Source organism: Gordonia sp. NPDC003424 (assembly GCF_053588655.1).
The window spans coordinates 1-17,383 of sequence record NZ_JBSFQJ010000022.1 but is presented as its reverse complement, the minus strand read 5'-3'; the positions used below and the strand labels follow the sequence as shown (position 1 = coordinate 17,383).

The 17,383-nt window shown below is 65.8% G+C and carries 14 protein-coding genes; 10 read left to right on the top strand and 4 right to left on the bottom strand.

The annotated features are described in order from the left end of the window. Positions 1-69 precede the first annotated feature (69 nt). The 3 genes from ACWDTI_RS23530 to glgX all read left to right on the top strand — a co-directional run bounded on the left by ACWDTI_RS23530 (position 70) and on the right by glgX (position 4,041). Positions 70-1,734 carry an esterase/lipase family protein gene (locus ACWDTI_RS23530; protein ID WP_449740552.1) on the top strand — a complete coding sequence of 555 codons (1,665 nt, stop codon included), beginning with the start codon at positions 70-72 and terminating at the stop codon, positions 1,732-1,734. An 88-nt stretch (positions 1,735-1,822) separates the two neighbouring features. Next, entirely contained in the window at positions 1,823-1,951 is a 129-nt protein-coding gene (locus tag ACWDTI_RS23525) for a hypothetical protein (RefSeq protein WP_449740551.1), read from the top strand. Then, on the top strand, positions 1,951-4,041 hold the full coding sequence (gene glgX / locus ACWDTI_RS23520) for a glycogen debranching protein GlgX (RefSeq protein WP_449740550.1): 2,091 nt from the start codon (positions 1,951-1,953) through the stop codon (positions 4,039-4,041). The genes ACWDTI_RS23525 and glgX overlap by 1 nt, the downstream gene beginning before the upstream one ends. 148 nt (positions 4,042-4,189) lie before the next feature. Here the strand turns inward: glgX and ACWDTI_RS23515 are convergent, their stop codons facing one another. Together ACWDTI_RS23515 and ACWDTI_RS23510 are read right to left on the bottom strand one after the other, a co-directional pair. Beyond that, on the bottom strand, positions 4,190-5,848 hold the full coding sequence (locus ACWDTI_RS23515) for a CotH kinase family protein (RefSeq protein WP_449740549.1): 1,659 nt from the start codon (positions 5,846-5,848) through the stop codon (positions 4,190-4,192). Positions 5,849-6,034: 186 nt separating this feature from the next. Beyond that, complete coding sequence (locus ACWDTI_RS23510; RefSeq protein WP_449740548.1) at positions 6,035-6,976, bottom strand: alpha/beta hydrolase; 942 nt, start codon at positions 6,974-6,976, stop codon at positions 6,035-6,037. A gap of 230 nt (positions 6,977-7,206) precedes the next feature. Between ACWDTI_RS23510 and ACWDTI_RS23505 the strand changes: the two genes are divergently transcribed. The 3 genes from ACWDTI_RS23505 (at position 7,207) to ACWDTI_RS23495 (ending at position 11,041) form a co-directional block, all read left to right on the top strand. Continuing rightward, positions 7,207-8,340 carry a nitronate monooxygenase gene (locus tag ACWDTI_RS23505; RefSeq protein WP_449740547.1) on the top strand — a complete coding sequence of 378 codons (1,134 nt, stop codon included), beginning with the start codon at positions 7,207-7,209 and terminating at the stop codon, positions 8,338-8,340. Between the two features lie 147 nt (positions 8,341-8,487). Further along, on the top strand, positions 8,488-9,462 hold the full coding sequence (locus ACWDTI_RS23500; protein ID WP_449740546.1) for an alpha/beta hydrolase: 975 nt from the start codon (positions 8,488-8,490) through the stop codon (positions 9,460-9,462). Continuing rightward, positions 9,455-11,041 (top strand): flavin-containing monooxygenase, encoded by a 1,587-nt coding sequence (locus tag ACWDTI_RS23495; RefSeq protein WP_449740545.1) that lies wholly within the window; start codon positions 9,455-9,457, stop codon positions 11,039-11,041. The genes ACWDTI_RS23500 and ACWDTI_RS23495 overlap by 8 nt, the downstream gene beginning before the upstream one ends. Positions 11,042-11,467: 426 nt before the next feature. Here the strand turns inward: ACWDTI_RS23495 and ACWDTI_RS23490 are convergent, their stop codons facing one another. Both ACWDTI_RS23490 and ACWDTI_RS23485 read right to left on the bottom strand, forming a co-directional pair. Then, on the bottom strand, positions 11,468-12,550 hold the full coding sequence (locus tag ACWDTI_RS23490; RefSeq protein ID WP_449740544.1) for an AraC family transcriptional regulator: 1,083 nt from the start codon (positions 12,548-12,550) through the stop codon (positions 11,468-11,470). Positions 12,551-12,602: 52 nt separating this feature from the next. Continuing rightward, on the bottom strand, positions 12,603-12,935 hold the full coding sequence (locus tag ACWDTI_RS23485) for a hypothetical protein (RefSeq protein ID WP_449740543.1): 333 nt from the start codon (positions 12,933-12,935) through the stop codon (positions 12,603-12,605). A 99-nt stretch (positions 12,936-13,034) separates the two neighbouring features. Here ACWDTI_RS23485 and ACWDTI_RS23480 point away from each other — a divergent pair, with 99 nt between their 5' ends. From ACWDTI_RS23480 to crtI, 4 genes are all read left to right on the top strand, one after another. After that, a complete protein-coding gene (locus ACWDTI_RS23480; protein WP_449740542.1) occupies positions 13,035-13,991 on the top strand; it encodes an SHOCT domain-containing protein in 957 nt (318 codons plus the stop codon). A gap of 118 nt (positions 13,992-14,109) precedes the next feature. Further along, a complete protein-coding gene (idi, locus tag ACWDTI_RS23475; RefSeq protein WP_449740541.1) occupies positions 14,110-14,655 on the top strand; it encodes an isopentenyl-diphosphate Delta-isomerase in 546 nt (181 codons plus the stop codon). Beyond that, positions 14,652-15,584, top strand: coding sequence for a phytoene/squalene synthase family protein (locus ACWDTI_RS23470; RefSeq protein ID WP_449740540.1), 933 nt, complete (start codon positions 14,652-14,654; stop codon positions 15,582-15,584). The genes idi and ACWDTI_RS23470 overlap by 4 nt, the downstream gene beginning before the upstream one ends. Next, positions 15,581-17,164 carry a phytoene desaturase family protein gene (gene crtI / locus ACWDTI_RS23465; protein WP_449740539.1) on the top strand — a complete coding sequence of 528 codons (1,584 nt, stop codon included), beginning with the start codon at positions 15,581-15,583 and terminating at the stop codon, positions 17,162-17,164. Before ACWDTI_RS23470 ends, crtI begins: the two co-directional genes overlap by 4 nt. Positions 17,165-17,383 lie beyond the last annotated feature (219 nt).

The window sequence follows — 17,383 nt, the reverse complement described above, 5'->3', positions numbered from 1 at the left end:
CGTCGCGGGTCCGCTCACGATGGACACCGACAGAGTGTGTCGAGTCGAGCGCATTTGAGGAGCGGGGCCATGGAGCGCTACCCGATCATCTACATCCGCGGCTACGCCGGATCCACCGACGGCATCGACCGTCAGGTCGACGACCCCTTCTACGGATTCAACCTGGGGTCGACGCACATCCGCGTCGACGGTGACGGCGACCCCCGCTATTACCAGTTCGAGGGGCCGATGCTCCGGCTGCTGATCGACCACGACTACAAACTTCTCGTCCACGGAGATCAGAGCGCCTATCTGCACAACGCGGAAGACGGTGACGTCGATCAGCACTCGATCTGGGTGTATCGGTTCTACGATCAGGCCGCGACCACCTTCACTGCGCCGCCCCACCAGAACATCGTCGAGAAGGTCTTCTCGTTCGCCCACCGCAAGGTCACCGCCGACGGCTTCGACATCGAGGAAGCCGCGCTGGGACTCTACGACCTCATCCAACTCGTGCAGCGCCGGACGAACGCCGACAAGGTCATCCTGGTCGCGCATTCGATGGGCGGCCTGGTGGCCCGGTGCATGATGCAGAAGGTGTGCGCCGAGGACGAATCGGACGCCCGTGTCGACGCCGGCCACCCCCGCCGGCGGGTTCCGGCCCGCGATCTGGTGGCCAAGTTCTTCACCTACGGAACACCCCACGGCGGCATCGTGTTCAACGCCGGGCTGTTCAACTGGGTGGAAGAGACCATCGGGCCGGCCGGATCGGACATTTTCGCGCCGCAGAAGATGTACGGGTATCTCACGCCCGGAAAGACTTTCGGGGACGAACCGGAGTCTCCGTTCGACCCCCAGGACCTCGACGGCGCACTCGACACCGACAACGTCTTCTGCCTCATCGGAACGGACCCGAAAGACTACGGGCCGTCGAAGGTTGTCGTGGGAGCCAAGAGCGACGGTCTGGTGCGGATCGAGAACGCCTATGTCCGCCAGGCACACCGGGCCTTCGTCTACCGTTCGCATTCCGGCCGCTACGGCGAGGTGAACTCCGAGGAGGGCTATCAGAACCTGCGGCGGTTCCTGTTCGGCCGATGGGGCGTGAAGATCGGGCTCGACGGACTACCTGCCCGCATGGACGTTTCCGACGGCGGCGGCAAGGACTCGTGGCAGGCCGACATGAGGCTCGCCATCCGCGGCCTGCCGGTGGTGCTCAGTGAGCAGCGGGCCGACCAGTACTGCCCCATCCAGTTGAACGACGAACTGATCCGGCTCCACGACAGTCCGGATCACCCGATTCCGTTGGTGAGCACCTTCCTGCTCGATCCCACCTCCGACCCCGCTCGAGCCGATCGCACCAAATGGCCGGACGCGGGTCGGGCCCGGTACAGTCTGACCCTGCGCGTGAGCAAGGTGGTCGAGCGCGAACACAACTTCGACTTCGCCAATCACCTTGAGCAACTGTTCGATTGGGCCGATTCGCTGATCGTCGACGTCGGCCCGAACGCGGATGCGACCGGGATCATGGCCTTCGCGGCATGGAACTCGATGGTCGGGGGACCGGTGGACCAGTTCGATCCGATCACCGAAGGCCTCGCCAACCCGGCGGCACGCGCCACGCCGATTCAGGCGCGCCGGCTCGACCTGGGCAGCTGGTCGTTTGCCGTGCCGCTTCCCGAGGTGGCACAGAAGCTGCCGATCTTCGGCGGTGCCGCCCATCTCACGATCGAGGTGACCGACCGGCACCAGCCGTGACCGCTCGATCTCTGCCACCTGGCTCGTACACCGGCCAATGTCGGCAAGCACGCGGACATGCGGCCCCGAGATCGGCAGAATGACCGGTATGGACAACGGAACGCCGCGCCGCATGCCCGAGGCCGCAGGGCGTGTCCGCGTCGAGCACACCGCGGAACCCGGGATGGTCTTCCCGACACCCGTCGTGCTCCCCGCTGACTCCCGGCAAGGTCGATGATGCTGCAGCACACACCATCATCTGTCGACACGACACCCGGCCGGAGTGCGCCGCTGGGCGCCACGGTCCGTGACGGCGGGGTGAACTTCTGCGTGTTCTCCCGGGACGCGACCCGAATCGACCTGCTCCTGTTCGACGACGAGCAGGCCGCCACGCCCTCGCGGACGATCATGCTGAACCCACATCGGCACCGGACCTACCACTATTGGCATGTCTTCGTCGCCGGTCTGATGCCGGGCCAGGTGTACGCCTACCGGGCTCACGGGCCGGTGATCCCCGAACGCGGCGTGTGGTTCGACCGCGACAAGGTCCTTCTCGACCCGTACGGGAAGGCGGTCGCGGTACCCGACGCCTTCGACCGGCACGCGGCCACGATACCCGGGGACAACTCGGCGACGGCGATGAAGAGCGTGGTCGCCGACACCGGTGGATACGATTGGGAAGGCGATGAGCCCCTTCGTCATCCGGTGGCCGAGACCGTCATCTACGAAATGCATGTACGGGGATTCACCCGGCATCCCAACTCGAATGTCGAACCGGACAAGCGCGGGACATTCGCGGGTCTGATCGAGAAGATCCCGTACTTGCGGGAACTCGGGATCAACGCCGTCGAGTTGCTGCCGGTGTTCCAGTTCGATCCGCACGGACCACCCGACGGTCTGGTGAACTATTGGGGCTATCAACCTATTTCGTTCTTCGCGCCGCACCACGAGTACGCGTCGTCGACCCACGCGTTGGGCGCCGTAGACGAGTTCCGCGACATGGTCAGGGCACTGCACCGCGCCGGAATAGAGGTCATCCTCGACGTCGTCTACAACCACACCAGCGAGGGCTCGCCGGACGGCCCGACCTACTGCTATCGCGGACTGGGCAACGCCTCCTACTATCTTCTCGAGCCCGGGAGTCCGCGCTACCTCGACTACTCCGGATGTGGCAACAGCCTCAACGCGAACTCCTCCATCGTGCGACGGATGATCGTGGACAGCCTGCGGTACTGGGTGTCCGAGATGCATGTCGACGGCTTCCGGTTCGACCTGGCGTCGATCCTGTCGAGGGATGAAGACGGTCGTCCGCTGTCGAATCCGCCCGTGCTGTGGGACATCGAGAGCGACCCGATGCTGGCCGGCACCAAGTTGATCGCCGAGGCATGGGATGCCGCCGGTCTTTATCAGGTGGGCTCCTTCATCGGCGATGCGTGGCTCGAGTGGAACGGCCGCTTCCGCGACGACGTCCGTCGTTTCGTCAAGGGGGACGACGGCACCGTCCAAGGTCTGGCCACCCGACTGCTCGGCAGCCCCGACATCTACGGAAGCGAGCATCGCGAGGCCGAGCAGAGCGTGAACTTCGTGACCACGCACGACGGATTCACGCTCAACGATCTCGTCTCCTACGACGAGAAACACAACGACGCCAACGGCGAGGGCAACCGTGACGGGTCGAACGACAACCACAGTTGGAACTGCGGGGTCGAGGGGCCCACCGACGATCCGGCCGTCGAAGAGCTACGGACACGGCAGATCAAGAACTTTCTGACCCTCACCCTGATGGCGGCCGGCCTCCCGATGCTGGTGATGGGCGACGAGGTTCGCCGTACCCAGGGCGGCAACAACAATGCATACTGCCAGGACAACGAGGTCAGTTGGTTCGACTGGGATCTCGTCGAGCGAAACGCCGATATCCGCCGATTCGCAACGCATCTCATCAAGTTCCATACCCGGCCCGTCGCCGAGGGTGCGCCACTCACCCTGTACGAGCTGTTGGAGCGCGCCGAGATCGCCTGGCACGGCACCGAACTCGACTGCCCGGACTGGTCGGACGAGTCCCACGCACTGGCCGTGTCCCTTCACCCGCTCCGGGGCACGATCCGCCTGCACGCGATGATCAACGCCTATTGGGCGCCGTTGACCTTCGACATCCCGCAGGGTACCGGTGGCATGACGATAGCGTGGCGCCGCTGGATCGACACCTCCCTCGCGTCACCGGATGACATCGCACACTGGTCGGAGATGTCGCGCGTAACGGGGGACACCTATACGCTGCAACCGCGGTCCACCGTCATCCTGATGCACCGGGTGCTGACCGCAACCTGAGGTGCCGCACCCGGCTCGCCGTCTATCCGCCGATGTCGACCGGGCGTCGTTTCGCGTCGACTGGGCGCCGTTTCACGTCGAGTGGGCAGCGTTTCACGTTGAGTGGGTAACGTGCGATCCGTCGGTGCGACAGATGAACCCAGCCGACTCAGGAGAAGAAGAGCTTCGACCCTTGCGCCTCCTGATGGACACGCGGCGCTCCCGACGCCGTGGCATCCGCGCCGAACCGCGCCTGCAATCCCGTGCGGACGCTCACGAGGTCGAAATATCCGCTCTGCGAGAAGTTCGGGGGGTCGGCGTCGACGGGATCGAACCGGAACTCGTCGGCATGCTCGGTGTTGTCGCCACCCCCTGCGTAGAGCATCTTGTGTCCCGCACCGGAGTTCAGGTTCTTGCTGGCATGCAGAATGCGTCCGGACGCCTTGTTGACGACGGAATGCTCGGCGCCGAGTGCGGGGAAGTTCCACAGATCCGAGTCCTCCTCGGTCGTGGGGCGCGGCCGGTGGGTGACCTCGAAGTTCGTCGGGACCGGCGCAGCGGGCGGAATCGCTTGCGAGGACTCGTGCATGCAGTCGTTGGTGGCGTCGTCGCGGATGTACAGGCCGTCGGTGGCGCCGAGTCCGGCGAGCAGGTATCCGGCAGACATGGCCAGCCGCAACTGTTTCCGCACGATGCCCACCTCGACGGGCAGATTCGGCACACCCAGTCCGGTCAGCGTCGTCCGCATCGCCTCGAGCATCGGGATCAGGACCTTGTCCTGGCTGTCGCGGCCGAAAACCGTGCTCCGGTAGGTACGTATCTGTTCGAGGACCTGGGCGCGCCGTGTGGGATCGTTGCGGACGAGCTCCGCCAGCAGCCCTTCGGTGTCGAGGACGAAGTGGCGGTCCGGCTTCAGGATCTGATCGAGACCCCAGGGGATCATCGTGAATCGCACGTTGCCGACGCCCGGCGTCGCAACGGCGTCGACGTCGTTGTAGACGTAGGTGTTGTTGGTGTTGCGGCTGTAGCCGTCCCAGTGCTTGAGGAAGAACTCCATGGCGTAGAGCCGGATGAACTCGTCGAGGTCGAACACGTCGGCGGCGCCGGACACGCCATGGGCCTTGATGCGGTCGATGGCCAGCCGGAGGTCGGCCTTGTCCTCGAACTCCGAGAGCGACTCCACACCGATGAAATCGATTCTGCTGCTGACGAAGTCGTCGGTGTGCTCGATCTCGTACAGATTGCCCTTCCGGTGCGTGAAGTTGCGTTCGATGTACCGCGGCATGATGGGCTCGGCGTTGACGAACACCCCCGGGCTGTTGACGCCGGGTCGGTCCTGGCCGATCGGGGTGCCGTTGACGAGAACCCGGGCGAAATTGCATCGCGAGTACGGAAGCCCGGCGAGCTCGAACAGTTTGTAGCCCAGCGGTTGTCGCACGTAGGACGAGTCCTGGACCGAGTTGTTCAGCGTCAGATAGCGCGTTCCGATCAGCGCCTCGGCGGCCGACCGGGTGGTCTTGTCGTTCTTGCCGAAATCGACGTGCAGGCAGGGTTTGTCGCTGTTGATCGACCCGCAGAACGACTTCTTCTTGATGCCGACGTTGGTGAACGTGGTCCGGGGTGGGAATTTCGTCCCCGAGATCTCGACCTTCGACGCGGTGCGCCAGGTGTATCGCGCGCCGTCCTTGAAGTCGAAATTGCACCTCCCGCCCTTCGGCTGCTCGTTGCGCACCGCATCCCAGTCGCCCGGTGCCATGGTGATCTTCACCGTGACGACATTGTCGAGTGCGTACAACGAGTCCATCGCCTGTTGTTGCTGCGCCGTCATCGTTACTCCCGGGGTGGTGGCCGTCCGATGACATGAATCGTCTCGCAAATGCCGACCCGTGGCACGCGTAGTCGCCTACTCGAGTCCGGTGAGATCGGTGAACACGGATCCGCTCCCCCGATCCGGGTACGCTCCCTCGATCGAAGGAGCGGATTCACAAGGCAGGAGCGGAGACCCCGGGCCGCGTCACCTGGCGGGCAACGTCGTCACGGTGTCGGTGCGCAGCAGCAGATCGTAGTACCGGCCACCCGGGTAGTAGGCGACGGTGGGCCGCCGGGTGATGAGGTCGGTCACCCAGTGCGGCGCCAGTGTGCGGATCACCCGGCCATTGCGTGGACGGGGTACCGCGAGTTCCGACGCGATGCCGAGGGCATCGGTGTCGGCACCCTCGACATCGATGTGGATGCCGGTGGTCAGTCGTGCGCCGAGAAACCGTTGCTGTGTCGTCTGTTCGAGCCAGCGCACTCCCAGACCGCCGACGTTGGAGATGGAGGGTTGCGACGCGATCACCCGGATCGGTAGCCGGGCCCGGCCGAGGTTGACTGCTGCCGCGTGAAAGTTGTTGCCGACGAACGAGTTGACCGGGTCGAACAGCATGAGACCGGCCAGTCTGCGGTAGCCGGCGGGGTCGGTCATCTGCAGTTGATCGGCTGCGGTGAGAACGAACTCCCCGCCGGCCGAATGGCCCGAGAACACCATCTCGCGTGGCATCGAGACGTCGGTCCGTCCCGCCGTCCGGCTGGCACGAAGCAGACTGCGCGACAGTGCGCCATCGTCATCGGTGCCGCGCGCGAACGCCGTGGCCATCGTCGCGGCGAAGGCGGCGTTGTCGGCGAGGTTGTAGGCGACGGCGCAGCCGGCGGGGTTGAGTGAATCCAGACTGGTGGCGGCGACGAGCAGCCCCTGCCCCGCATAGGCGGTGGCGACGCCGTCGAGATTCTTCGCCGACCGCGTGAAGCCGTGTTGCAGCCACACCAGGCCTGTCGGGGTGCCCGCCGGAAAGTGCCAGCGCACGGCGACGTCGATCGGCCGACTCCGACAGGCGGTGGTGATGTGGTCGTCGACCGCCGACACGTGGGGCGTGGTCGGCGGCACCGCATGCGCCGGACCGATTCCGGTCAACGTCATCAAACCTGCGATCAGAGCTGCAGCGGTCGCCGGCACACCTCTCGTGATGACCGTCCCGACCATTCCCCGACCCCCGTTGTGACGACGCAGTGCGTTATCGGAGCAGGCTACTGGCTCTCGGCGGCCGGCGGCAGGTCGTTGGGGGACGGCACTTGCCGGTGGTGCACTCCTGAGGTATCAAGATGTAGAACACGTTCTAATTCTGACTGTCTGCGTCGAGGAGACACCCCATGCGCACTGCGCTCTGCGACGAACTCGGCATCGAGTTCCCCATCTTCGCGTTCACCCACTGCCGCGACGTGGTGGTCGCGGTCGGCAAGGCCGGTGGCTTCGGTGTGCTCGGAGCCGTCGGCTTCACGCCCGAACAACTCGAGATCGAGCTCGCCTGGATCGACGAGCACATCGGCGACCGGCCGTACGGCGTCGACATCGTCATCCCCAACAAATACGAGGGCATGGATTCCGACATGTCCGCCGAGGACCTCACCAAGCTGCTGCAGTCGATGGTGCCCGAGCAGACGCTCGAATTCGGCCGCAAACTCCTGCGCGATCACGGCGTCCCCCTCAACGACGGCGACGACAACTCGCTGCAACTGCTGGGCTGGACCGAGGCGACGGCCACTCCGCAGGTCGAGATCGCTCTGCAGCATCCCAAGGTGAGCCTGATCGCGAACGCACTCGGCACACCGCCGATCGACATGATCGAGACGATCCATGCGGCCGGACGCAAGGTCGCCGCGCTCTGCGGCTCACCGAAGCAGGCGCGCAAGCACGCCGACGCCGGCGTCGACATCATCATCGCGCAGGGCGGCGAGGGCGGCGGCCACTGCGGCGAGGTCGGGTCCATCGTGCTGTGGCCGCAGGTGGTCAAGGAGGTCGCGCCGATCCCGGTGCTCGCGGCCGGTGGTATCGGCAGCGGACAACAGATCGCGGCGGCTCTGGCGCTGGGTGCGCAGGGCGCCTGGACCGGGTCGCAGTGGTTGATGGTCGAGGAGGCCGAGAACACTCCGCGTCAGCAGTCCGCCTACATCAACGCGAGCAGCCGGGACACCGTCCGTAGCCGGTCGTTCACCGGCAAGCCGTGCCGCATGCTGCGCAACGACTGGACCGAGGCCTGGGAAGACCCGAACAATCCCGACCCACTCGGAATGCCGTTGCAGTACATGGTCTCTGGCATGGCGGTCGCCGCGACCCACAAGTATCCCGACGAGAGCGTCGACGTCGCGTTCAACCCCGTCGGCCAGGTCGTCGGACAGTTCCAGAAGGTGGAGAAGACCGCCGCGGTGATGCAACGGTGGGTGCAGGAGTACATCGACGCCACCAGCCACCTCGAGAGCCTGGCGCAGGCGACGGTGTCGTCGTAATCGGGGAGCCGATTCGGCCCGTGGGGCGGTGAGAGGTGGCCCGAACTGTCGGGTTGTGGCCCCGCAGGTGCTGTCGGGATCGGTGGTGATGCGCCTACGGTGGTGACGTGACCCAGGTCACGTCACCGTCGACGGCAAGGAGTAATGATGCCACTGGAACCCGTATCGATGGCTTTGCTCGAGATGCTCGCCGAAGGGCGTCAGCCGCCGATCAGTGAGCAGACCCCGGCGGTGGCCCGCATGACCGGGCCCATCTTCTCGGGCATGAGTGGACGCGGTCCCGACGTCGCCGCGGTGCACAACCACAAACTCGAGGCTGCCGACGGCAGCCAGTTCCGGGTGCGGGTGCTCGTCCCCGAGGGCGAGCCGGAGGCGGTCATCGTCTACTTCCACGGTGGTGGATGGGTGCTGGCCGACATCGACCTGCAGTACGACCACGTTGGACGCGACCTCGCCAACCGCACCCACTCCACCGTCGTTCTCGTCAACTATCGCAAGGCGCCGGAGTATCGGTTCCCGGCCGCAATCGACGACAGCTACATCGGCTTGTGCTGGGCCGCCGAACACGCCGCCGACTACGCGAAAGCCGGTGCGCCGCTGATCGTCGCGGGCGACAGTGCCGGTGGCAACATCGCCGCGGTCATGACGCAATGGGCGCGCGACCGCAAGGGCCCGCACATCGACTACCAGGTCCTGATCTACCCGGTGACCGATTGCGACTTCGACACCGCGTCCTACGTGGCGCCCGAGAATCAACTACTCCTCAACCGCGACACCATGATCTGGTTCTGGGATCACTATCTGCCGGATGCCGACGCGCGTGCACACCCGGACGCGTCACCGCTGCGGGCACCCGATTTGTCCGGGCTGCCACCTGCTTTCGTGTTCGTCTGCGAATTCGATCCGTTGCACGACGAAGGCGTCGCATACGCCCAGGCGCTCGAAAAGGCGGGGGTACCGGTGACTGTCGCACTCGCCGAAGGCCAAATGCACGTCTGGTTCCAGATGGCCAAGATCCTGCCCGGGTACGAGACCGGGATGGCACTCGTGGCCGACAACGTCACCGCTTTCATCGACGACCACGCTCGCAGCCACACGGGAAAGGCGGTCAGCGATGCCTGACCATGACGCACTCATCATCGGCGCCGGATTCTCCGGCCTGTATCAGCTCTACAAACTGCGGGAACTCGGCTTCGACGCACACGTCGTCGAAGCCGGAGCAGATGTCGGCGGAACGTGGTACTGGAACCGGTATCCCGGCGCGCGCTGCGACATCGAATCGATCTACTACTCCTACTCATTCGATCCCGAGCTCGAACAGACCTGGGATTGGACCGAACGCTACTCCGCCCAGCCCGAGATCTTGTCGTACGCCAAACATGTTGCCGACAAACATGATCTGCGCAAGGACATCACCTTCAACACCCGCATCACCACGCTGGAGTTCGACGACGCCGACGATACCTGGACGGCCACCACCGATTCCGGCGACACCATCACCGCCCGCTACGTGATCGCGGCGACCGGATGTCTGTCCAAGCCTGTGGATCCGACCTTCCCCGGGATCGACGACTTCGCCGGCGATATCTACCGGACCTGGGAATGGCCCGAGGGCGGCGTGGATCTGACCGGCAAAAGGGTAGGCGTGGTCGGTACGGGTTCCTCTGCGGTGCAGACGATCACCACGATTGCACCCGACGTTGCCGAGTTGACGGTCTTCCAACGGACTCCCACCTATGCCGTGCCCGCTCAGAACCGGCCGATCGCCGAGGAATTGGCCAAAGCCAGAACGCACTACGACGAGATCCGTGAGGAGAGTCGGATGGCAAGGGGTGGCTGGCCGTGTGGCGTCGACCTCCCCCCGTTCTTCGAGGACCTCGACGGCGAGGCGGTCGCATCGGAACTCGATCGATGGTATGAGAACGGAGGGCTGTGTTATCAGTTGTCCTTCCGGGATCTGCTCCAGCTTCCCGAGGCGAATGACGCTGCTGCCGAGTATGTTCGGAACCGTATCAAGACGATCGTGGCCGACCCGGATACCGCCGAACTGCTGACACCGCGTTCATATCCCATTGCCGCCAAACGGATGTGCGTGGACACCGGCTACTACGAGGTCTACAACCAGCCCAACGTGTCGCTGATCGACATCAAGGCGAACCCGATCGAGAAGTTCACCGAGCGGGGCATCGTCGCCGGTGGCACCGAATACGAGTTCGACGTCATCATCCTGGCCACCGGCTTCGACGCGATGACCGGTGCGCTGAACTCGATCGATATCCGCCACGGCGATCAGACGTTGCGCGACAAGTGGTCTGACGGTCCCCGCACCTATCTGGGTCTCATGTCGGCGGGCTTCCCCAACCTCTTCACGGTGACGGGGCCGCAGAGTCCGTCGGTACTCTCGAACATGATGACCTCCATTGAGTACCACGTCGAATGGATCACCGACGCGCTGCAGTATCTTCGCGATCACGGCCTGCACCGCATCGAACCCGAGCTGGCGGCGGAGGACAATTGGGTCAACACCAACAACGATCTCGCCGACATGACCCTGTTGGGCGAAGCGCCGTCGTGGTACATGGGCGTCAACGTCCCCGGAAAGCCCCGCGTCGCACTGCCATTCGTGGGCGGAGTCGATGTGTACAAGCAGATCGGCGACGGCATCGCGGTGTCCAACTATCACGGTTTCGAGTTGGTGTAGAGGCGCCACCTCCCTCGACCAGCGGGGGTGTCGCGCCTCTCGTTCGTCGATCGCTGAGGTTCTTCGTTGATCGAGTAAGGCCCCGAGCTTGCGAGGCGCCGCATCGAGATCGGTTGTCCGTCAACGGGAGGTGGCCTCGATGCGCGCCCTCGCTGCGCTCGGTCGCTTACTCGACCAGCGGGGGCTGGCTGTCGCGTCTTTGTCCTGGGAGGGGCGTGGAGTCTTGCTCGACCGGCGGGGGGTGGCTGTCGCGTTTTGTCCTGGGAGGGGCGTGGAGCCTTACTCGACCAGCGGGGGGTGGCTGTCGCGTTGTTGTCCGGGACGGGGGCGTGGAGCCTGTGCTCGACCTGCGGGGGTGTCGCGTGAGGTTCTTCGTTGATCGAGTAAGGCTCCGAGCGAAGCGAGGCGCCGCATCGAGATCGGCCGTCAGCCCGATGCCACGCCCCACCGTCGCATTGCCCGGGCGAAGCTCGACCAGTCGCGGTAGCCGAGCCGCTCGGCAACGCGGGTGCGCGGGATCGACGGATCGCGCAGCAGGTCGTGCGCCAGGCCTCGTCGCACGTCGTCGTGAATCGCGCGGTAGGACGTCCCTTCCCGGGTGAGACCGCGGCGCAGCGTTCGCGGCGAGTAGTGCAGATCCGCCGCGCATTCGTCGAGCGTGCGGTCGAGCGAGTCCTGCGCCAGCAGATACGACCGGACCTGTCCGGCGACGCCATGGGAGTGAAGTCGTTCCTCGCGCAGCCGTTCGCAGTGTTCGGTGATCATCGACATGGTGTGCGGGTTGGCCATCGGTAGCCGCAGATCAAGGTATCCGCGTTCGAAGATCAGTTCACTGCGGTCGCATCCGAACCGCACGGGCACGCCGAAGACGTCCTCGTACACCTCGTGCGCGTCGTCGGAGCTCAGCTCATGTGCGAAATGGACTTCGAGCAAAGGGGCGACGTCCTGCCCGGCGAACAACTCGCGCTGCATCTGCATGCTCGCGCTGAGGTCGCGCTCGACCACGAATGTGGCGATGTCGTCGGGCACTCCCTCGGTGCGCACCCACAGCGACCAACGGTCGTCGGGCATCAACTCGCCGCTGAAGGTCGCGAACGCGAACGTCAACGGCGAATACCGCAGGCCGGCCACCACCATCTCGCAAACCACCGAACAGGACTGCAGCAGATACCCGTAGTAGCCGTAGGAGGTCAGGTGATACTCGCGGCCGATCTCCGCGCCCAGACCCGGTCTGCTGCCCATCGTGGCGAGCAGATTGCGGATGACCGCGATCTCCTGTTGCGCCTCGACCAGCATGTCGGTGGAGGTCAGGTCGTCGGGCCCGAGCCCGGTGCCGTCGAGCAGCGTGGCGGATGGGCAACCATGTGTGGCCGTCCACTCGCACATGATGGCGATGCCGGCGGTGGTTCGCGGGTGATCCCACGGGTCGGTCATGTGCGCGAAGACCGCGGGCGCGGAATCCTCGCCGAACATCTCCCCGTCGATGTCAGCGATCAGCGACACAGCCATTCCTCTCCGTCGAGCGAACCCTGGTGTGAGCAGTATCACTGCTGACAGCGGGTCAGGGCAACGATCGGGAGGGGATCAGGTGGTGATCCAGGCTCCGGAAATACACGGCGAGACCGAAGGCCGACACCGCACCAGATGCGCCCGATACCAGCCAGAACGATGGCTGGCGAAGCCGGTGCCGTTGCGTGAACAGCAGGCCGCCGGCCACGGCCGCATTCATCCCCGCCCACACCGCATTGAGCTTGGGTGGTGAGTCCGCGCGGCCCGGCGGGTCGGTGAACGGCGTGGGAAATGGCTGTCCCGCAATGGCATGCGCCAGATGCGGGACCACGTTGGCGGCGACGGCCCCGAGCGACGCCACGATCGCATGGTTATTCAGTGACATGGCAGGCTCCTATGGGTTCTGGCGATGACACCAAGCCTCGTGCATCGCCGCCCGCTCGTACAGTGGTGATCGAAGCCGACGACGAAAGAGCACATTCAGATGGAGTCTCCGATCACCCCCGCCGCCGACGCCGCTGTCGCCGACATCGCCGACCGTCACGGAATATCACGCGACGCCGTGTTGGCGATGCTGCTCGCGCTGAGAGCCGGCGGCGGCCAGATGGCACAGTTCAACATTCCCGAACTCGGCGGCTCGGGCCAGTGGATGCGCGGCGGGATGATCATGGTCGGCAACATGTTCGACAATGCGCTCAAGGCGCGCGTCGATGCCCTCTGTAACGAGCTGTCGCAACTCCTGGACACGACGACGGTGTTTCGCGCCGCGACCGCCCAGAGCCAGGTGGGTTTCGGTGTGGCCGCCAACAACTGGTGGCCGGAGGGGCTCGGTGTGCCCAGTTCGACCGGCGCGCAGAACGGAGTGCGCTATGCGATCTTCCCGGCCACCCACCGCCTCGTCATCGAGTATGGCGGTGCCGCACGGGTTTACGACACCGGAGAACACGCGATCGGCGGTGTCCAGCAACAGCAGGGCGGTCCCGTCGGGACGGTCGGCTTCACCAGCCAACTCGGCACCTTCAGCCTGACGACGCTGCGCGAACTCAACGACGAAGCAGTGGCCGACACCCCCGCGGCGGCTCCAGAGCCGGACCATCGAGCCCGGCATCGTGCGCCCTCGGATGCGAGCACCGAGCATCCGTCGCCCACGTCGTCGCCCGCGGTCCAACCCACTGCCGCGCCCGCCCCGTCGTCGCCTGCTGCTGCCGCGCCGCCTGCTGCTGCCGCGCGGCCAGCTGCTACGCCGCCCACGGCCGCGCCTGCCGCGTCGTCGCCCGCCGCTACCGCGCCACAAGCCGCTGCGCCCGCGCCGTCGGGAACGGCCGAGGGGGCCGAGGCGATCGTTGCGGCGATCGAGTCGCTCGCAGGGTTGCATCAGCGCGGCATCCTCACCGACGAGGAGTTCACGACGAAGAAGGCTGAACTGTTGAGTCGGCTCTGAACGCCGGAGGTCGCGACCCCTCCGACAGACGCCATCCGAACCTCGTCCGGCACCGAAGACCAGATGTGCGCGGACAGCCCGTCCGGCAATACGCTGGGCCGGAGAACGGAGGTGGCTGATGACCGATGACCTCGTGGTGCTGGTCGACGCCCACCGGCGACCGAGTGGAACGGCACCCCGCGAGAGTGTGCACGGCACCGACACCCCCCTGCACCTGGCATTTTCCTGCCATCTGATCGATTCGGTGGGACGCATCCTCATGACCCGGCGGGCGTTGTCCAAGACGACGTGGCCGGGGGTGTGGACCAACTCCTACTGTGGGCATCCGCGACCGGATGAGGACGTCGTCGACGCGGTCCGGCGCTATGCGCCCCGTGAGTTGGGGCTCGAGGCGGACGAGGTGACCTGTGTGCTGCCCGACTTCAGCTATCGGGCAGTCGACGCAGGTGGGGTCGTCGAGAACGAGATCTGTCCGGTTTACCGTGCCCGCCCGATCGGCCGGCCGATACCCAACCCCGACGAGGTGATGGACTACGCGTGGGCGCCGATCGACGACGTCTGGGACGCGGCCGTGCGGACTCCGTGGGCGTTCAGTCCGTGGTTCGTCGACCAGGTGCACGCGCTCGGCCCGCGACCGTACGCCGACATCGAGTGGGCGTCATGACCGCGATCATCCGCACCACCGCCGACCGACACGGCGCCGACGACGACCGGTCGCGACCGTACCGCCACTATGACGTGGTCGCCGAGCAGAGCGCCGCGCTGCTCATCCGTTCCTACTCGTCGTCGTTCGGCCTCGCCTCGCGGCTGCTGGCCAAACCGGTCCGACGCGACGTGCAGAACATCTACGCACTCGTGCGGCTCGCCGACGAGATCGTCGACGCACCCCGGCCCGAACAGTCCACCGATCAACGTCGCGTCGCGCTCGGAGCGCTCGAAACTGAGGTCGGCGACGCCCTGCACAGCGGCTCGAGCACCAACCTCGTCGTGCACGCCTTCGCCCGCACCGCCCGACGCACCGGCATCGACCCCACGCTGGTGACCCCGTTCTTCGCCTCCATGCGCGCCGACCTCGACTGTGCCGTGCACGACGACGCGAGCCTCGCCGACTACATCTACGGCTCGGCCGAGGTGGTCGGCCTCATGTGCGTGCACGCGTTTCTCGCCGACGAGCCACACCACAAGGCGCGCTACGACCAACTCGCGCCCGGCGCCCGACGACTAGGCGCCGCCTTTCAGAAGGTGAACTTCCTGCGCGACCTCGGAGAGGACAGCGGACAACTCGGTCGCCGATACCTCGTCGGACTGGATCCGGACCACCCCACCGCAGAGGCGTGGCGGCGCTGGGTCGACGACATCGACGCGGACCTGGCCGCCGCCCGCGCCGCCATCCCGTTGCTGCCCAGCGGAACCCGGGTTGCCGTGTGCGCCGCTCACGATCTGTTCGCGGAACTCTCTCGTCGGCTGCGTGTCACCGATCCGGACACCGCCTGCCGCACCAGGGTTCGGGTGCCAGGGCCACAGAAGGCCCGGATCGCCGCAGCGGCCGCGGTGCGTCGGGGCATCCCGCGCACGCCTGGATCGATGACGTGAAGGACGAGGCTCGTCGCGTCGTCGTGATCGGCGGCGGCGTCGCCGGTCTGGCCACCGCTGCTCTGCTCGCTGCCGACGGCCACCAGGTCGACCTCGTCGAGAAGAACTCGGACCTCGGCGGCCGGGCCGGATCGTGGGAGAGCAACGGATTCCGCTTCGACACCGGGCCCTCGTGGTGGCTGATGCCCGAAGTGTTTGACCACTTCTTCGGACTCCTCGGCACGTCGACCGCGGCACACGTCGACCTCGTCGACCTCGATCCCGGCTACCGGGTGTTCTTCGAGAATGTCTCCGACGCCGTGGATATCGTCGGTGATGCACAACGTAATCAGGAGACCTTCGAGGCGCTGCAGCAGGGTGCGGGTGCGGCCCTGTCGGATTATCTGGCATCCGCACGGCGCGCATATGAGCTTGCCGTACAACGCTTCCTGTACACCAACTTCGACTCGGTCCATGCGTTCGCGGCGCCCGCGGTCCTCGCACATGCCCGCGAACTCGTCACCCTGCTCGGGCGGACGTTGGAGCACCACATCGCCGAACGCTTCACCGACCGCCGCTTGCGCCAGATCCTGGGGTACCCGGCGGTGTTCCTCGGATCGTCGCCCGATCGCACGCCGGCAATGTATCACCTGATGAGCTGGCTCGACCTTGCCGACGGAGTCCGTTATCCGGCAGGAGGTTTCACGACATTGGTCGACGCCCTGGTCGACGTCGCGGCCGAGCGTGGGGTCCGGATGCACACCGGATGCACTGCGACCGAGATCCTGACCGCGCCGCGAAAACGCCTGGCGCCGTGGGCTCGTCGGGCATCGGTGACCGGCGTGCGAATCCACGATTCCGAGGGTGAGCGGGTCATTGCGGCCGACGTCGTCGTCGGGGCCGCCGACCTCCATCACGTGGAAACCCGGCTGCTGCCTGACGAGTTGCGGACCTTCCCGCAGAAGTATTGGGACGCCGCGACATCCGGACCAGGTGCCGTCCTCGCCTATCTGGGTGTGGAGGGCGGTCTTCCCGAACTCGCGCACCACTCCTTGTTCTTCACCGAAGACTGGGCGACCAACTTCGACGCCATCTTCGAGAGTCCGACGCACATCCCCGATCCCGCATCGCTGTATGTGTGCCGGCCGTCGGCGACCGACCCGACCGTCGCGCCCGCCGGTCACGAAAACCTCTTCCTGCTCATCCCGGTGCCGGCTGATCCGGCGTTGGGTGCCGGAGGCGTTGACGGGCAGGGAGATACGACGATCGAGCAGACCGCGGACCGGGCGATCGAGCTGGTGGCCAAATGGGCTGACATCCCCGATCTCGCCGACCGGATCACGGTGCGCCGCACCGTCGGGCCGGCCGACTTCGTCGAGAGTGTCAACTCCTGGTCGGGCGGGGCCCTGGGTCCGGCGCACACCCTGCGACAAAGCGCCTTCTTCCGCGCGTCCAATCGGTCACGCAAAGTCGACGGGCTGTACTACGCGGGCCACGCCACCACGCCCGGTATCGGACTGCCGATGTGTCTGATCAGCGCCGAGCTCGTCCGAAAGCGTTTGCGCGGAGACAAGTCTGTCGGTCCGTCGGCTTCCCGCTGATCTGGCAACAGCTCCGAGCTTGCGAGTCGTGCCCCGCCGCTGGTTGAAACCACCCAGTCGGTGATGGGTGTGGTCTCGATGCGGCGCCTCGCTGCGCTCGGAGCCTGATCCGAAGAGTCGCCATACCCCGCTGATCGAGTAAGGCCCCGAGCTTGCGAGGGTCCGCATCGAGATCTCGTTCACCGTTGATCTCGATGCGCTCGCTCGCAAGCTCGCGGG